Annotated in this window: 10 protein-coding genes; 4 read left to right on the top strand and 6 right to left on the bottom strand. The window is 52.7% G+C overall.

Translation table 11 applies throughout. From position 1 onward, the window contains the following. The first annotated feature begins 187 nt into the window (after positions 1-187). Together queD and agp are read left to right on the top strand one after the other, a co-directional pair. Positions 188-553, top strand: a complete 366-nt coding sequence (gene queD / locus ABOC97_RS10490; RefSeq protein ID WP_163446301.1) for a 6-carboxytetrahydropterin synthase QueD — start codon at positions 188-190, stop codon at positions 551-553. 164 nt (positions 554-717) lie between these two features. Beyond that, positions 718-1,965 (top strand): bifunctional glucose-1-phosphatase/inositol phosphatase, encoded by a 1,248-nt coding sequence (gene agp / locus ABOC97_RS10495; protein WP_349597216.1) that lies wholly within the window; start codon positions 718-720, stop codon positions 1,963-1,965. 58 nt (positions 1,966-2,023) lie between these two features. Here the strand turns inward: agp and queE are convergent, their stop codons facing one another. Continuing rightward, positions 2,024-2,695, bottom strand: coding sequence for a 7-carboxy-7-deazaguanine synthase QueE (gene queE / locus ABOC97_RS10500; protein ID WP_349597434.1), 672 nt, complete (start codon positions 2,693-2,695; stop codon positions 2,024-2,026). A gap of 550 nt (positions 2,696-3,245) precedes the next feature. Between queE and ABOC97_RS10505 the strand changes: the two genes are divergently transcribed. Beyond that, complete coding sequence (locus tag ABOC97_RS10505) at positions 3,246-4,355, top strand: SDR family oxidoreductase (RefSeq protein ID WP_349597219.1); 1,110 nt, start codon at positions 3,246-3,248, stop codon at positions 4,353-4,355. 51 nt (positions 4,356-4,406) lie between these two features. Here the strand turns inward: ABOC97_RS10505 and eno are convergent, their stop codons facing one another. The 5 genes from eno to rlmD all read right to left on the bottom strand — a co-directional run bounded on the left by eno (position 4,407) and on the right by rlmD (position 12,122). Then, positions 4,407-5,705 (bottom strand): phosphopyruvate hydratase, encoded by a 1,299-nt coding sequence (eno, locus tag ABOC97_RS10510; RefSeq protein ID WP_052282129.1) that lies wholly within the window; start codon positions 5,703-5,705, stop codon positions 4,407-4,409. Between the two features lie 79 nt (positions 5,706-5,784). Continuing rightward, complete coding sequence (gene pyrG, locus ABOC97_RS10515; RefSeq protein WP_234505341.1) at positions 5,785-7,422, bottom strand: glutamine hydrolyzing CTP synthase; 1,638 nt, start codon at positions 7,420-7,422, stop codon at positions 5,785-5,787. Positions 7,423-7,645: 223 nt separating this feature from the next. Continuing rightward, positions 7,646-8,437: a nucleoside triphosphate pyrophosphohydrolase gene (gene mazG, locus ABOC97_RS10520; protein ID WP_349597222.1), complete on the bottom strand. Its 792-nt coding sequence runs from the start codon at positions 8,435-8,437 to the stop codon at positions 7,646-7,648. A gap of 102 nt (positions 8,438-8,539) precedes the next feature. Then, positions 8,540-10,774, bottom strand: coding sequence for a GTP diphosphokinase (gene relA, locus ABOC97_RS10525; RefSeq protein WP_234505344.1), 2,235 nt, complete (start codon positions 10,772-10,774; stop codon positions 8,540-8,542). A gap of 49 nt (positions 10,775-10,823) precedes the next feature. Continuing rightward, complete coding sequence (gene rlmD, locus ABOC97_RS10530; protein WP_349597226.1) at positions 10,824-12,122, bottom strand: 23S rRNA (uracil(1939)-C(5))-methyltransferase RlmD; 1,299 nt, start codon at positions 12,120-12,122, stop codon at positions 10,824-10,826. A 56-nt stretch (positions 12,123-12,178) separates the two neighbouring features. Between rlmD and barA the strand changes: the two genes are divergently transcribed. Continuing rightward, positions 12,179-14,932 (top strand): two-component sensor histidine kinase BarA, encoded by a 2,754-nt coding sequence (gene barA, locus ABOC97_RS10535; protein ID WP_349597229.1) that lies wholly within the window; start codon positions 12,179-12,181, stop codon positions 14,930-14,932. Positions 14,933-14,977 lie beyond the last annotated feature (45 nt).

Here is a 14,977-nt window from a genome sequence, read left to right on the forward strand (position 1 = left end):
TGGACTAACCTGTTTTTCTGGTAGTTTATAACGATAAAACAGGTTGAATAACTTATTGATATAGTTAAAAAATAATTGTCATTGCGCGTGAATTTTGTACTCGTTGCCTATTTGGCCGTTTTAGTTAATGCAGAAAAATGTGCTTTCCGGTACTATGCGGCGTTTTTTTCCGCAAGACTGAGAGTTCATGATGTCCACTACACTGTTTAAAGATTTCACCTTCGAAGCCGCCCACCACCTGCCGCACGTACCGGAAGGACATAAGTGCGGGCGTTTGCATGGGCACTCGTTTATGGTGCGTCTTGAGATCACCGGTGAAGTCGATCCGCATACTGGCTGGATCATGGATTTCGCCGAACTGAAGGCGGCATTTAAGCCGACCTACGATCGTCTGGATCACTATTATCTGAACGATATTCCGGGCCTTGAGAATCCGACCAGCGAAGTGCTGTCCCGCTGGATTTGGGAACAGGTAAAACCGGTTGTGCCGTTGCTGAGCGCAGTGATGGTAAAAGAAACCTGCACAGCAGGCTGCGTCTATCGCGGCGAATGATTTCGCCCGCGCGCGGGGAGCCCATTCGCGACTCCCCCGCCCCTTCCTTCCTTTCGCTATCACATTCATTTATCTAATTTTTCATTATGCGGCACGTGACCCGGAAAAAGGGTGAAGTTGTGCCAGACTCATTGGGTTGGTCAATACATAATGAGGAAATAGGGATGAAGAAAACGTTTCTTGCCGCGATAGTGCCCGCTCTGTTATTCGTTTCTGCCGCAGCCCAGGCACAGACACAGACACCACCGGATGGCTACCAACTCCAGCAAGTTCTCATGATGAGTCGCCATAACCTTCGTGCACCGTTGGCGACCAACGGCAGCGTGCTTCAGCAGTCCACGCCAAAAAGCTGGCCAGAATGGGAAGTCCCCGGTGGCCAGTTGACCACCAAAGGCGGCGTGCTGGAGGTCTATATGGGCCATTATATGCGCGAGTGGCTGGCGCAGCAGGGGTTAGTGACTAGCGGTGAATGCCCAGCCCCCGAGACGGTTTACACCTACGCCAATAGTCTGCAACGTACCGTCGCCACCGCCCAATTCTTTATCAATGGCGCTTTCCCTGGCTGTGACATCGTCGTTCATCACCAGGATAAAATGGGTACCATGGACCCGACCTTTAACCCGGTCATCACCGATGAGTCCGCAACCTTCCGCGAAAGCGCGGTCCAGGCGATGGAAAAAGAGCGCCAAAGCCTGAAGCTTGATGAGAGCTACAAGCTGCTGTCGCAGATTACGGATTACCAAAACTCACCGGCCTGCAAAGAAAAACAAGCGTGTTCGTTGAGCGATGCTAAAGATAGCTTTAGCGCCAACTACCAAAAAGAGCCCGGGGTGAAAGGCCCGCTGGCCATCGGCAACTCGCTGGTTGACGCCTTTACATTGCAATATTACGAAGGATTCCCGCTTGATCAGGTAGCGTGGGGTGAAATTAAAACCGACCAACAATGGCGCGTGTTGTCGCAACTGAAAAACGGCTATCAGGATAGCCTGTTTACCTCTGCGGAAGTCGCGCGAAATGTGGCAAAGCCACTGGTGAAATACATTGATAATGCGCTGGTGACCGATGCCGCAAAAACGCCAAAAATCACCGTTCTTGTCGGACATGACTCCAATATCGCGTCATTGTTAACTGCGCTGAATTTCGATACCTATACGCTGCCGGGACAATATGAGCGTACACCTATCGGTGGGAAAATTGTTTTCCAGCGCTGGCATGATACGAAAGATAACCGTGAGCTGATGAAAATTGAGTACGTCTATCAAAGCGCGGATCAGCTACGTAACACCGAGAAACTGACGCTGAAAACCCCACCGCAGCGCGTCACGCTGGCACTGAAAGGCTGCCCGGTTGATGCCAACGGTTTCTGCCCGATGGATACGTTCTCAAAAGTGATGAACGATGCTGCGAAATAGTATGTGAATGATATGGTTCCCGAAGTCGACACAATATGCCGACTTCGGGCAACTATCATCAGGCGATATTCAAATACTTGTGCGTCTGCATCGACAGTCGCCAGTTGCGTGCAATACAGGTTTCAATACACAGACGGGTGGCATCTTCTTTCTGGCTGATAGGCTGCAGCGCAATGATGCGTGGCTTATCGTCGGAGAGCGTTTCCAGCAGTTCGTCCAGCGCTTCAATATCACGCACGCGGCCAACCGGATGCTTGATTTCATCGGCACGGAGCAGCGCCTGCGACAGCACATCATAACCACCGCGCATATTGACCTTCGGCGACACGGTCACCCAGGTATTATGGCTGCAGCGCACTTCATGGGTGCCGCTGGTTTCAATCTGGCAGCTATAGCCGTTTTGCTCGAATAGCTCCGTTAACGGGGTTAAATCGTGGATGCAAGGCTCACCACCGGTGATCACCACGTGGCGCGCGGTCCAGCCCTGACGGCCAATAATCGCCAGCAGATCTTCACTGCTCGCCGCGCCCCATTTATCGCTCTCTTTGGTTTTCGCCAGAATACTGAACAGAGACACTTCCCGATCGCTTAGCTTTTCCCAGGTATGTTTGGTATCACACCAGGCACAGCCCACTGGGCATCCCTGTAGACGAATAAAAATGGCGGGGACGCCGGTAAAATAGCCTTCACCCTGCAGGGTCTGGAACATTTCGTTAATCGGGTACTGCATCATCAACTCTTCAGTAGTAGTAAACCGTTATTATTGCATACTTCGCGCCAACGATCCCTCGCACTTCTTGCGCAACGGGCTGACAATGTTCTATGAGTCGCATTCCGGACTCTTGCTCCCAGCTATATCCATTAAAAATAGCTTTATCACTCTGGGGCTTTCAAAATTAACAACTCCGTTGTCGGTCTGTTGATTGTTTTATTACTCAACTTAATAAATTAAATCAGCATAAACACTTCACATCTTTAATTCATGTTTTTTCAGCCATAAAAAATCCATTTCAAAAACGAAAACCCAATGTCTTTGATGTAACAAAGAATGTTTGTTTTTACACTTTTGAAATAACAATAAAGATTGTAAAAATCAATAAAAACAACGATATAAATTTACATTGAATCTTTTGAGATAATTAACTGTCGAATGTAATCCAGATAACAAGCCAATCTTAAAATAAGCTTAAGACTCCCCTTAAATCTCCCGCTATTTATTTAATCGCCGTTTACTTTTCTCATCCTAGAATCCGCAAACCAACCATGATGAGAAAATACTCATGAATACATTATTAATCACAGGCGTTACCGGTTTTCTGGGTGGAGCGGTGCTGGAAGAAATCATCAATAGCATGGATGGCGTTAACCTGCTGCTATTAGTACGCGCACATGACGGTGACGCTGCGGTTAAGCGGGTTAAGGAGAACATGCGTAAATTCAACGTCGATGAGGCTAAACTGGCGCAATTAGGCACACAGAATATCCTGCTCGGCGATCTGGCCTCTCCAGAAGACTTTCTGACTGACCCACGCCTCGAGCAGGTCACTCATGTACTTAATTGCGCAGCCGTGGCCTCATTTGGCAATAATCCACTGATCTGGAAAGTGAATGTCGAAGGCACGCTGCTGTTTGCCCAGCGAATGGCGAAGGTAGATGGGCTACAGCGCTTTTTACACGTCGGTACGGCAATGTCCTGCTCGCCACAGCCAGATACTCTGGTGGCAGAAAATGCGGTACTTCGCGAACGCGCAGAGCATCTTGTCGAGTACACCCACTCCAAATCCACCATTGAGCAGTTGATGCGACAACGCTGCCCGACGCTGCCGCTGGTGATTGCTCGGCCATCGATTGTGGTGGGTCATACTCACCACGGTTGCCAGCCCTCCAGCAGTATTTTTTGGGTTTTCAGCATGGGGCTGATGCTGCAAAAATTCATGTGCTCCATGGAAGACCGGATCGATGTCATTCCAGTGGATTACTGTGCCAGCGCGCTGTTGATGCTGCTTAACGCCCCCATCGCTCGGGGGGAAGTGGTGCATATTTCCGCCGGGGAAGAAAACAGCGTCAGGTTTGGTGATATCGACAATGCCATGGCCGCTGCGCTGGAGCAGGCGCCGGTTGGTGATAAATATGCGCAGGTGAGCTATGAAACGCTGGTAAAAATGCGCCGCGAGCTGAAAACCATTTTTGGCCCCTGCAACGAGCGGTTGATGCTCAAAGCCATGCGCCTGTACGGCGCGTTTGCCACGCTCAACGTCCGCTTTAGCAATGATAAGCTACTGAGCATGGGAATGCCCAAGCCGCCTCGCTTTACCGACTACATTGGTCGCTGCGTGCAGACCACTCGTGGGCTGTCGATTCCACAGCAGATGGCCGTCGATTTTAAATAAAAAAAATGCCAGCCCGAGGGCTGGCATTTTCACATCAGAGAAAGAGCAGGCTTATGCCTGACCTTTGATCTCTTTGCGACCGTTGTACGGAGCGTGTTCACCCAGAGCTTCTTCGATACGAATCAGCTGGTTGTATTTAGCAACGCGGTCAGAACGGCTCATAGAACCAGTTTTGATCTGGCCTGCAGCGGTACCAACAGCCAGGTCAGCGATGGTAGCGTCTTCAGTTTCGCCAGAACGGTGAGAGATGACAGCGGTGTAGCCAGCGTCTTTCGCCATTTTGATCGCAGCCAGAGTTTCGGTCAGGGAACCGATCTGGTTGAATTTGATCAGGATGGAGTTAACGATGCCTTTTTCGATGCCTTCTTTCAGGATCTTGGTGTTGGTTACGAACAGATCGTCACCAACCAGCTGGATTTTGTCGCCCAGTACTTTGGTCTGGTATGCGAAACCATCCCAGTCAGATTCGTCCAGGCCATCTTCGATGGAGACGATTGGGTACTGTTTGGTCAGGTCTTCCAGGAAGTGAGTGAATTCTTCGGAGGTGAAAGCTTTGTTGCCTTCGCCAGCCAGAACGTATTTACCGTCTTTGTAGAATTCAGATGCTGCACAGTCCATCGCCAGAGTGATGTCCGTGCCCAGGGTGTAACCAGCAGCTTTAACAGCTTCAGCGATAACAGCCAGAGCTTCAGCGTTGGAACCCAGGTTTGGCGCATAGCCACCTTCGTCACCAACTGCAGTGTTCATACCTTTAGCTTTCAGAACTTTAGCCAGGTTGTGGAACACTTCGGAACCCATACGTACGGCTTCTTTCAGGGATTTAGCGCCAACTGGCTGAATCATAAATTCCTGGATGTCGACGTTGTTGTCAGCGTGCTCACCGCCGTTGATGATGTTCATCATCGGAACCGGCATGGAGTATTTGCCCGGAGTACCGTTCAGTTCAGCGATGTGTGCGTACAGTGGCAGGCCTTTGGCAGCTGCTGCTGCTTTGGCGTTAGCCAGGGACACAGCCAGAATGGCGTTAGCACCGAAGTTGGATTTGTTTTCAGTACCGTCCAGGTCGATCATGATCTTGTCGATGCCGGCCTGGTCTTTCGCGTCTTTACCCAGCAGAGCCTGAGCAATTGGGCCGTTTACCGCGCCAACTGCTTTCAGTACGCCTTTACCCATGAAACGGGATTTGTCACCATCGCGCAGTTCCAGTGCTTCACGGGAACCAGTAGAAGCACCTGACGGGGCTGCTGCCATACCGACGAAACCACCTTCCAGGTGAACTTCTGCTTCAACAGTCGGGTTACCACGGGAGTCGATGATTTCACGACCGATGATTTTAACGATTTTGGACATTAGGTTTTCCTCAGTACAAGTTAAACTAAAACTCCAGACAAACAACGCCCCTCATGGGGCGCTGCCGTTCTAACTTTTCTTACTTCGCTTGACGCTTCTGGTACTCGCCAGCGGCTTTCACAAAGCCAGCAAACAGCGGGTGCCCATCACGCGGCGTGGAAGTAAACTCCGGATGGAACTGACAAGCAACGAACCACGGGTGATTCGGTACTTCGATGATCTCGACCAACTGATCATCACCGGAACGGCCCGCAACGCGCAGACCTGCAGCTTCAATAGGTTTCAACAACATGTTGTTGACTTCATAGCGGTGACGGTGACGTTCAACAATGGTTGGTTCGCCGTACAGCTGGCGTACCAGGCTGTCATCGCCAAGCTGGCACTGCTGCGCGCCGAGGCGCATTGTGCCGCCGAGGTCGCTTTTATCAGTACGAACTTCGACATTGCCTTCTTCATCACGCCATTCAGTAATGAGCGCCACAACCGGGTACTTACAGTCTGGCACAAATTCCGTCGAGTTGGCGTTGTCCATCCCCGCAACGTTGCGCGCAAACTCAATCAGCGCAACCTGCATACCCAGGCAGATGCCCAGATAAGGAATTTTGTTTTCACGCGCATAGCGTGCGGTAGCGATTTTACCTTCAACACCACGGTAGCCGAAGCCGCCAGGGATCAGGATAGCATCCAAATCTTTCAGAATTTCGACACCACGCGTTTCCACATCCTGCGAGTCAATCAGCTTGATGTTTACGGTTACGCGGTTTTTCAGGCCACCGTGTTTCAGCGCTTCAATCACCGATTTGTAGGCATCTGGCAGTTCAATGTACTTGCCGACCATACCAATGGTGACTTCACCTGCCGGGTTTGCTTCTTCGTAGATAACCTGTTCCCATTCGGCCAGGTTTGCTTCCGGGCAGTTCAAGCTGAATCGTTTACAAATATAATCGTCCAGACCCTGAGATTTCAACAGGCCTGGAATTTTATAAATGGAATCGACATCTTTCATCGAAATAACGGCTTTTTCTGGCACGTTACAGAACAATGCAATTTTTGCACGTTCGTTGGCCGGAATCGCACGGTCGGAGCGGCAAACCAGGATGTCAGGCTGAATACCGATAGACAGCAGCTCTTTTACAGAGTGCTGAGTCGGTTTAGTTTTGACTTCACCAGCCGCTGCCAGATAAGGCACCAGGGTCAGGTGCATGAACAGCGCGTGTTCACGACCGATATCTACCGCCAGTTGGCGAATAGCTTCAAGGAATGGTAAGGATTCGATATCACCGACGGTGCCGCCGATTTCAACCAGCACCACGTCGTGACCTTCGCCACCGGCCAGTACGCGCTCTTTAATCGCGTTAGTGATGTGCGGAATAACCTGTACCGTCGCGCCCAGATAGTCGCCACGGCGCTCTTTGCGTAGGACTTCCGAGTAAATACGACCGGTAGTGAAGTTATTGCGGCGAGTCATTTTGGTGCGGATGAAGCGCTCATAGTGACCCAGGTCCAGGTCGGTTTCAGCGCCGTCTTCAGTAACGAACACTTCCCCGTGTTGGATCGGGCTCATGGTGCCAGGATCGACGTTAATATACGGATCCAGTTTCATCATGGTCACGTTGAGGCCACGGGCTTCAAGAATGGCTGCCAGGGATGCTGCGGCAATGCCTTTACCCAGAGAGGATACGACCCCGCCGGTCACAAAAATATAGTTCGTTGTCATGCTGGACCTGAGAAGTTAGGGTGAAACGATGGAATAACCAAGACGGGAAAGTAGTATACCCGAACATGGCGAGCGCCACAAACTTTCATTCTCGCTCCTCAATCGCCGCAGAAACAAACATGGGGAGTGAGAAAATAGCCCCTTTTGGGTAAATGTTTTTGACGTAAATCAAGCGCTTGTCATTTAAGATTTCGCACTTTTCGCCCTTCCCCACAAAAATTCTTTAGAGATCAGATTCCTGCCGTTTTACCTGCTGCCAAACTTCTTCCATGACATCCAGGTCTACACCGGTCATTTCCAGGCCCCGCGCGGCGACAATCCGTTCAACTTCGCGGAAACGACGCTCAAATTTTTCATTGGCCTTTTGTAATGCGGTCTCGGCTTTTACCCCTAAATGACGCGATAAATTGACCGTCGCGAACAGCAGGTCACCAACCTCCTCCTCCAGTTTAGCTTCATCAATCACTGCCTGCCTGGCTTCGTCCATAACTTCATCAATTTCTTCGTACACTTTGTCGAGTACCGGCCCCAGCGTTGTCCAGTCAAAGCCAACGGCCGAGCAGCGCTTCTGGATTTTGTGCGCCCGCATTAGCGCAGGGAAAGCACGGGGAATGTCATCCAGCGCCGAATGCTGCGCTTTTTCCGCGCGCTCGACGGTTTTAATCTGCTCCCAGCGCGTCAGGACTTCCTGACTATTCCTGGCGCTGGCATCACCAAAGATATGCGGATGACGGCGTTCCAGCTTGTCGCTGATGGCGGCACAGATATCGTTAAAATCGAAGCGCCCTTCTTCCTGGGCCATCTGCGCGTAAAACACCACCTGGAACAGCAGGTCGCCAAGCTCACCGCGCAGATCGTCAAAATCCTCACGCGCAATGGCATCGAGCACTTCGTAAGTTTCTTCGAGGGTGTAAGGCGCGATGGAGCTAAACGTCTGCTCTTTGTCCCACGGGCAGCCGTTTTCCGGGTCACGCAGGCGCTGCATAATCCCGAGCAGTCGGTCGATTTGATTCATGGTTACATCCTGTTGAAATGGAGGCGTAGTCCCGGCAAGCAGCGCGCTGCCGGGGAAATTGTCGGGTGACGGCTACGCCTTACCCGACCTACGATATTGAGATTAACCGCCGTGCAGACGACGAGCGTCGATAACGTCAGGCACCTGATTCAGCTTGCCAAGCACACGGCCCAGCACCTGTAGGTTGTAGATTTCGATAGTCATATCGATTGTCGCCATCTGCTGCCGGGTATCGCTGCGGCTGGCCACGCCCAGCACGTTCACCTTCTCGTTGGCGAGGATAGTGGTGATGTCGCGCAACAGCCCGCTGCGATCGTTCGCCTGGACACGAACCACCAGCGAGTAGCCCGCCGAGTAGCTTTCACCCCAGACCGCATCCACGATACGTTCCGGCGCATGTGATTGCAGCTCCGCAAGCTGGTCGCAGTCCGCCCGGTGCACCGAAATACCGCGTCCCTGGGTGATAAAACCGACAATTTCATCACCCGGAATAGGCTGGCAGCAGCGCGCGATATGGTGCATCAGGTTACCGACCCCTTCGACCACCACGCGGCCGTTATCTTTGCTGCGATTGTTCTGCGGCGTGTAACTTTTCTGCTGCAGCTGTTTGAGCGCTGCGGCATCCTGTTCGGCGGCGCTTGGCTTGTTAAACTGTGCCTGCAGGAAGTTAACCATCTGGTTGAGACGAATATCGCCGCCGCCGATGGCCGCCAGCAGCTCCTCAACTTCATTGAAGTTGTAACGTGGCAGCAGGTGTTTTTCCGCTTCCTTGAGACTGATGCCCAGGTGCTCCAGCTCATCGTCGAGAATTTGACGCCCAGCCAGCACGTTCTTGTCTTTGTCCTGCTTGCGGAACCAGGCATGAATTTTCGAGCGCCCACGGCTGGTCGTGACATAACCCAGGTTCGGGTTTAACCAATCGCGGCTAGGGTTCGGCTGTTTCTGGGTGATGATTTCAATCTGATCGCCCATCTGCAGCTGGTAGGTGAACGGTACGATACGCCCGCCAATCTTCGCCCCAATGCAACGATGCCCAACGTCGCTGTGAATGTGGTAGGCAAAATCCAGCGGCGTGGAGCCCGCTGGCAAATCAACCACATCGCCTTTTGGCGTAAACACATACACCCGGTCGTCGAAGACCTGGCTACGTACTTCATCCAGCATTTCGCCAGAGTCCGCCATCTCTTCCTGCCACGCGATAAGCTTACGCAGCCAGGCGATACGGTCTTCATAGCCTGAACGCAGCCCCGTGGCGGTGCCTTCTTTGTATTTCCAGTGCGCGGCAACGCCCAGTTCGGCGTCCTCATGCATCTGTTTGGTGCGGATCTGGATTTCAATCGTTTTGCCGTTCGGCCCCAGCACCACGGTGTGGATAGACTGGTAGCCGTTTGGTTTAGGGTTCGCAACGTAGTCGTCGAACTCATCCGGCAGGTGGCGATAGTGAGTATGTACTATCCCAAGCGCGGCGTAGCAGTCCTGTAAACGCTCGGCCACAATGCGCACTGCTCGCACATCAAACAGCTCATCAAAAGCGAGGTGCTTTTTCTGCATTTTGCGCCAGATGCTGTAGATGTGTTTTGGTCGACCGTAAACTTCGGCTTTCACCCCTTCGGTTTTCATTTCACTGCGCAGATGGCCAACAAAATCGTTGATGTAGGATTCGCGGTCAATTCGGCGTTCGTGCAGCAGTTTGGCAATACGCTTGTACTCTGCCGGATGCAGATAGCGGAAGCAGTAATCTTCCAGCTCCCATTTGAGCTGGCCGATGCCCAGACGGTTGGCGAGCGGCGCATAGATGTTGGTACATTCTTTGGCCGCCAGTACGCGTTCATCTTCCGGCGCATCTTTCACTTCGCGCAGATGGGCGATACGTTCGGCAAGTTTGATAACCACGCAGCGGAAGTCGTCGACCATGGCCAGCAGCATCCGCCGTACGTTGTCCACCTGCTCAGAAGAGACGGCATCGGTATGCGTAGCTTTAAGCTGACGAATAGCAGCCATGTCACGCACGCCGTGAATAAGGGTGACGACCGACTGCCCGGCGCTTTCACTCAGCACCTCTTCGCTCACCACGTTAGCATCGACTAACGGAAACAGCAGCGCCGCGCGCAGCGTATCGTTATCCATGCTCAGCGTTGACAGGATTTCGACCATCTCCACGCCGCGCCACAGCATCAATTCGGCATCAGCACGCCCCACGGTCTGGCGACGACAATAATCCCAGGTTTCGGCTAAGCGCTCACACGACTGCTGGCTGGAAATTCCCAGACTGGTGATCCATTTCTGTGGGTCAAATTCGCCAGCTTTATTTAAATGTGCACTTCTTACCGCAACCATTGTCCTCTCCTTTCAGGGACAGGCCTGCCGAAGTCGGCAAGCCAAGTTATTACTTACGCTCAAACAGCACCATCGATTCCTGGTGCCCAGTGTGCGGGAACATATCAAGCATTGCCAGACGCTGAATTTGGTACCCTGCACTCAGCAATGCTTCGCTGTCACGCGCCAGTGTTGCCGGGTTACAGGACACATACACCACCCGCGTCGGCGCTAATTTTATAACATGCTGCATCACGCCCGGCGCGCCAGCACGGGCAGGATCGAGTAAAACTTTGTCAAAACCGTGCTTCGCCCAATCCTGCAGCGTGACGTCCTCTTCCAGATTCTCGTGGAAGAAAGTGACATTCTGGAGATGGTTCTGCACGGCGTTTTCACGGCCTTTCGCCACCAGCGCCGGCACACCTTCAACACCCACAACGCTGGCAGCCCGTTTCGCGAGCGGCAGCGTGAAGTTACCCATCCCACAAAACAGATCGAGCACCCGGTCAGTTGGCTGGACATCCAGCCACGCCAGCGCGGTAGTCACCATCTGCTGATTGACGCCGTCATTGACCTGAATAAAATCGCGCGGACTGAAGGTTAAGCGTAGCCCGTCTGAGGAATACCAGGGGGATTCACCCGTAACGCGTTCAAGTATCTCGCTTTCCGGCGCCAGATAAAGCGCAACGCCCGAAGAATGCGAAAAGCGTTCCAGTTTTTCTTTATCCTCGACGGTTAATGCCGCAGTGTGGCGCAACACCATCAACGGACCGTTGTCGGCGCTCACTAACTCCACGTGGCCCAACTGACGCTTGCCTTTCAGGCTGGTCAAACATTCGCGTATCGCCGGCAAAAGCGCCTCAAGATCGGGCACCAAAATGGGGCACTGCACCACATCGATGATTTCGTTCGAATTGGCTTTGCGAAAACCCATCTGCAATTGTTGGGTTTTTGGCTGATAATTCAAGCTCAGCCGCGCACGACGACGGTATCCCCAGGGTTCACCGGCAATCACCGCGTCAACTTCATGCTTCATTAAACGATTCAGCGCCGAACGTTTACTGCGCTGTTGCAGTGCAACCGAGGCATGCTGTTGCTGGCAGCCGCCGCAAACGCCAAAATGCGGGCAACGCGGGGTTTCGCGCTCTGAACTGCTGCTCAAACGGCGTTTAACCTGCCCGCGCGCGTACTGTTTTTTATCTTCCGTGATGGTGATTTCCGCGCTTTCTTCCGGAAGTAACCCATTGATGAATAATGCTTTACCGTTGTGGCGCGCCACACCTTGCCCGAAGGGATCAAGATCGTTGACTGTCACGGTTATGATCTGACGCGTCGTCACGCGCCGTTTTGCAGAGTAGAATTGCGCCATCGTAGAGATTTTTCTCAATCAAATATATTGCCCTGATTCTCCCACAACGGACCTCCATGACCAACTACAGCCTTCGTGCAAGAATGATGATTTTGATCCTGGCACCCACCGTGTTAATCGGTTTGCTGCTCAGCATCTTCTTCGTCGTACACCGCTACAACGACCTGCAGCGTCAACTGGAAGACGCCGGCGCCAGCATCATTGAGCCGCTTGCCGTCTCCAGCGAATACGGTATGAATTTACAAAATCGTGAATCGATTGGTCAGTTGATAAGCGTATTGCATCGCCGTCACTCCGATATCGTACGGGCGATTTCCGTTTATGATGAACATAACAAACTGTTCGTCACCTCAAACTACCAGTTGGATCCGGGAGAACTTCAGCTACCGCGTGGGATGCCGTTCCCCAGGCGGCTAAGCGTGACGCGTCATGGCGATATTATGATCCTGCGAACGCCGATTATTTCGGAGCATTACTCACCGGATGAATCCCCCCAGTCGGATGCGAAAACGCCGGTGAATATGCTCGGCTACGTGGCACTGGAGCTGGATCTCAAGTCGGTGCGCCTGCAGCAATACAAAGAGATTTTTATTTCCAGCATCATGATGCTGTTCTGTATCGGTATTGCGCTGATCTTCGGCTGGCGACTGATGCGAGATGTCACCGGGCCGATACGCAATATGGTCAACACCGTTGACCGCATTCGACGCGGCCAGCTTGATAGCCGCGTTGAGGGCTTCATGCTCGGCGAACTGGATATGCTGAAAAATGGCATTAACTCGATGGCGATGTCGCTGGCCGCCTACCACGAAGAGATGCAGCACAACGTCGATCAGGCGACGTCAGACTTACGCGAGACGCTCGAACAAATGGAGATCCAAAACGTCGAGTTGGATCTCGCCAAAAAGCGCGCTCAGGAAGCCGCGCGTATCAAATCCGAGTTCCTCGCCAATATGTCGCACGAGTTGCGTACGCCGCTTAATGGGGTAATTGGTTTTACTCGCCTGACGCTGAAAACCGAGCTCAATCCGACCCAGCGTGATCATCTCAGTACCATCGAACGTTCAGCAAACAACCTGCTGGCTATCATCAATGACGTCCTCGATTTCTCGAAGCTGGAAGCCGGTAAACTGTTGCTGGAAAGCATTCCGTTCCCGCTGCGCAATTCCCTTGATGAAGTGGTGACGCTGCTTGCGCACTCGGCCCATGATAAAGGGCTGGAATTAACGCTTAGCATTAAAAACGACGTCCCGGATAACGTCATTGGCGATCCGCTGCGCCTGCAGCAGGTGGTGACCAACCTGGTGGGCAACGCCATTAAGTTCACCGAGAACGGCAACATTGATGTGCTGATTGAACAACGGGCGATCAGTAATAACAAAGTGCAGATAGAGGTACAGATCCGCGATACCGGGATTGGTATTCCTGAGCGCGATCAATCTCGCCTGTTCCAGGCCTTCCGTCAGGCTGATGCCAGCATTTCCCGCCGCCACGGAGGTACCGGGCTGGGGCTGGTTATCACCCAAAAACTGGTGCGCGAAATGGGCGGCGATATCTCCTTCCACAGCCAGCCAAATCGGGGCTCAACCTTCTGGTTTAATATCAATCTCGATCTGAACCCCAACGTGGTGTCCGACGGGCCGGATACCAGTAGCCTGAAAGGCAAGCGCATCGCCTATGTGGAAGCCAACGCAGCGGCGGCTCAGGCCACGCTGGATATGCTGGCTTCTACACCGCTGGATGTCGTTTACGCAGTCAGTATTGCCGCCCTTCCCGTCGAGTTTTACGACATTGTGCTGGTAGCCGTCCCGGTCTCGATGCGCGACCTCAGCATGCACCAGGAAAAGCTAAACGCCGCATTGGGGATGACTGAACTTCTGGTGCTGGCACTGCCGTGCCACGCCCATGTCTATGCTGAATCACTGAAGAAAAACGGCGCAGCGGCCTGTCTGCTGAAACCGCTGACGATCACCCGACTGCTGCCGGTGCTGTTAGAGTTCAGCCGCAGTGCGCCGTCATTAATTACCCTGCCCAACATCGAACATCGCCTGCCGATGACGGTCATGGCGGTTGATGACAACCCTGCTAACCTCAAGCTCATTGGCGCATTGCTGGACGATCAGGTGCAGCACGTTGAACTGTGTGAAAGTGGTCAACAGGCAATTGAATGTGCAAAACAGATGAAGTTTGATCTGATTTTGATGGATATTCAGATGCCGGATATCGACGGCATACGCGCCTGCGAGCTGATTCGTCAGCTTCCGCATCAGCAACAAACGCCGGTAATAGCCGTAACCGCTCACGCTCTCGCTGAACAAAGAGAGAAACTGCTGGCCGCGGGGATGAACGACTATCTGGCCAAGCCGATTGAAGAGAGCCGGTTACACGATTTACTGCTGCGCTATAAACCCGGCGTTAATACTCCGCCACGTCCTTCTGAGCCTGAACCAATAGAACCACCGGTTGATCTTAACGCTACGCTCGACTGGCAGCTGGCGCTGCGCCAGGCCGCCTATAAGCCTGACCTGGCGCGCGAAATGCTGCAAATGCTGGTCGCTTTCTTGCCGGAGATCCGCAACAAAGTGGAAGAGCAACTGGTAGGTGAAGAACCAGAAAATCTGGCCGATGCCATTCATAAACTGCACGGTAGCTGCGGCTACAGCGGCGTACCGCGGTTAAAACATTTGTGTCAGTTGATTGAGGGACAGCTGCGTAGCGGTACCCCGGCGGAGGATCTGGAACCAGAGCTGCTGGAACTGCTGGATGAGATGGATAATGTCACCCGGGAAACCCGCAAGATACTGGGGTAGACAGTATTCCAGGCGACAGAATATAGGCCGGAACGGGCAAAACCT

Source organism: Kluyvera huaxiensis (assembly GCF_040149365.1).
GTDB classification, from domain to species: Bacteria; Pseudomonadota; Gammaproteobacteria; order Enterobacterales; family Enterobacteriaceae; genus Kluyvera; species Kluyvera intermedia_A.

Coding starts and splice junctions, on each gene's coding strand:
- eno (WP_052282129.1), bottom strand. CDS start 5,705: ATGTCCAAAATCGTTAAAATCATCGGTCGTGAAATCATCGACTCCCGT.
- relA (WP_234505344.1), bottom strand. CDS start 10,774: ATGGTTGCGGTAAGAAGTGCACATTTAAATAAAGCTGGCGAATTTGAC.
- pyrG (WP_234505341.1), bottom strand. CDS start 7,422: ATGACAACGAACTATATTTTTGTGACCGGCGGGGTCGTATCCTCTCTG.
- queE (WP_349597434.1), bottom strand. CDS start 2,695: ATGCAGTACCCGATTAACGAAATGTTCCAGACCCTGCAGGGTGAAGGC.
- ABOC97_RS10505 (WP_349597219.1), top strand. CDS start 3,246: ATGAATACATTATTAATCACAGGCGTTACCGGTTTTCTGGGTGGAGCG.
- rlmD (WP_349597226.1), bottom strand. CDS start 12,122: ATGGCGCAATTCTACTCTGCAAAACGGCGCGTGACGACGCGTCAGATC.
- mazG (WP_349597222.1), bottom strand. CDS start 8,437: ATGAATCAAATCGACCGACTGCTCGGGATTATGCAGCGCCTGCGTGAC.
- barA (WP_349597229.1), top strand. CDS start 12,179: ATGACCAACTACAGCCTTCGTGCAAGAATGATGATTTTGATCCTGGCA.
- queD (WP_163446301.1), top strand. CDS start 188: ATGATGTCCACTACACTGTTTAAAGATTTCACCTTCGAAGCCGCCCAC.
- agp (WP_349597216.1), top strand. CDS start 718: ATGAAGAAAACGTTTCTTGCCGCGATAGTGCCCGCTCTGTTATTCGTT.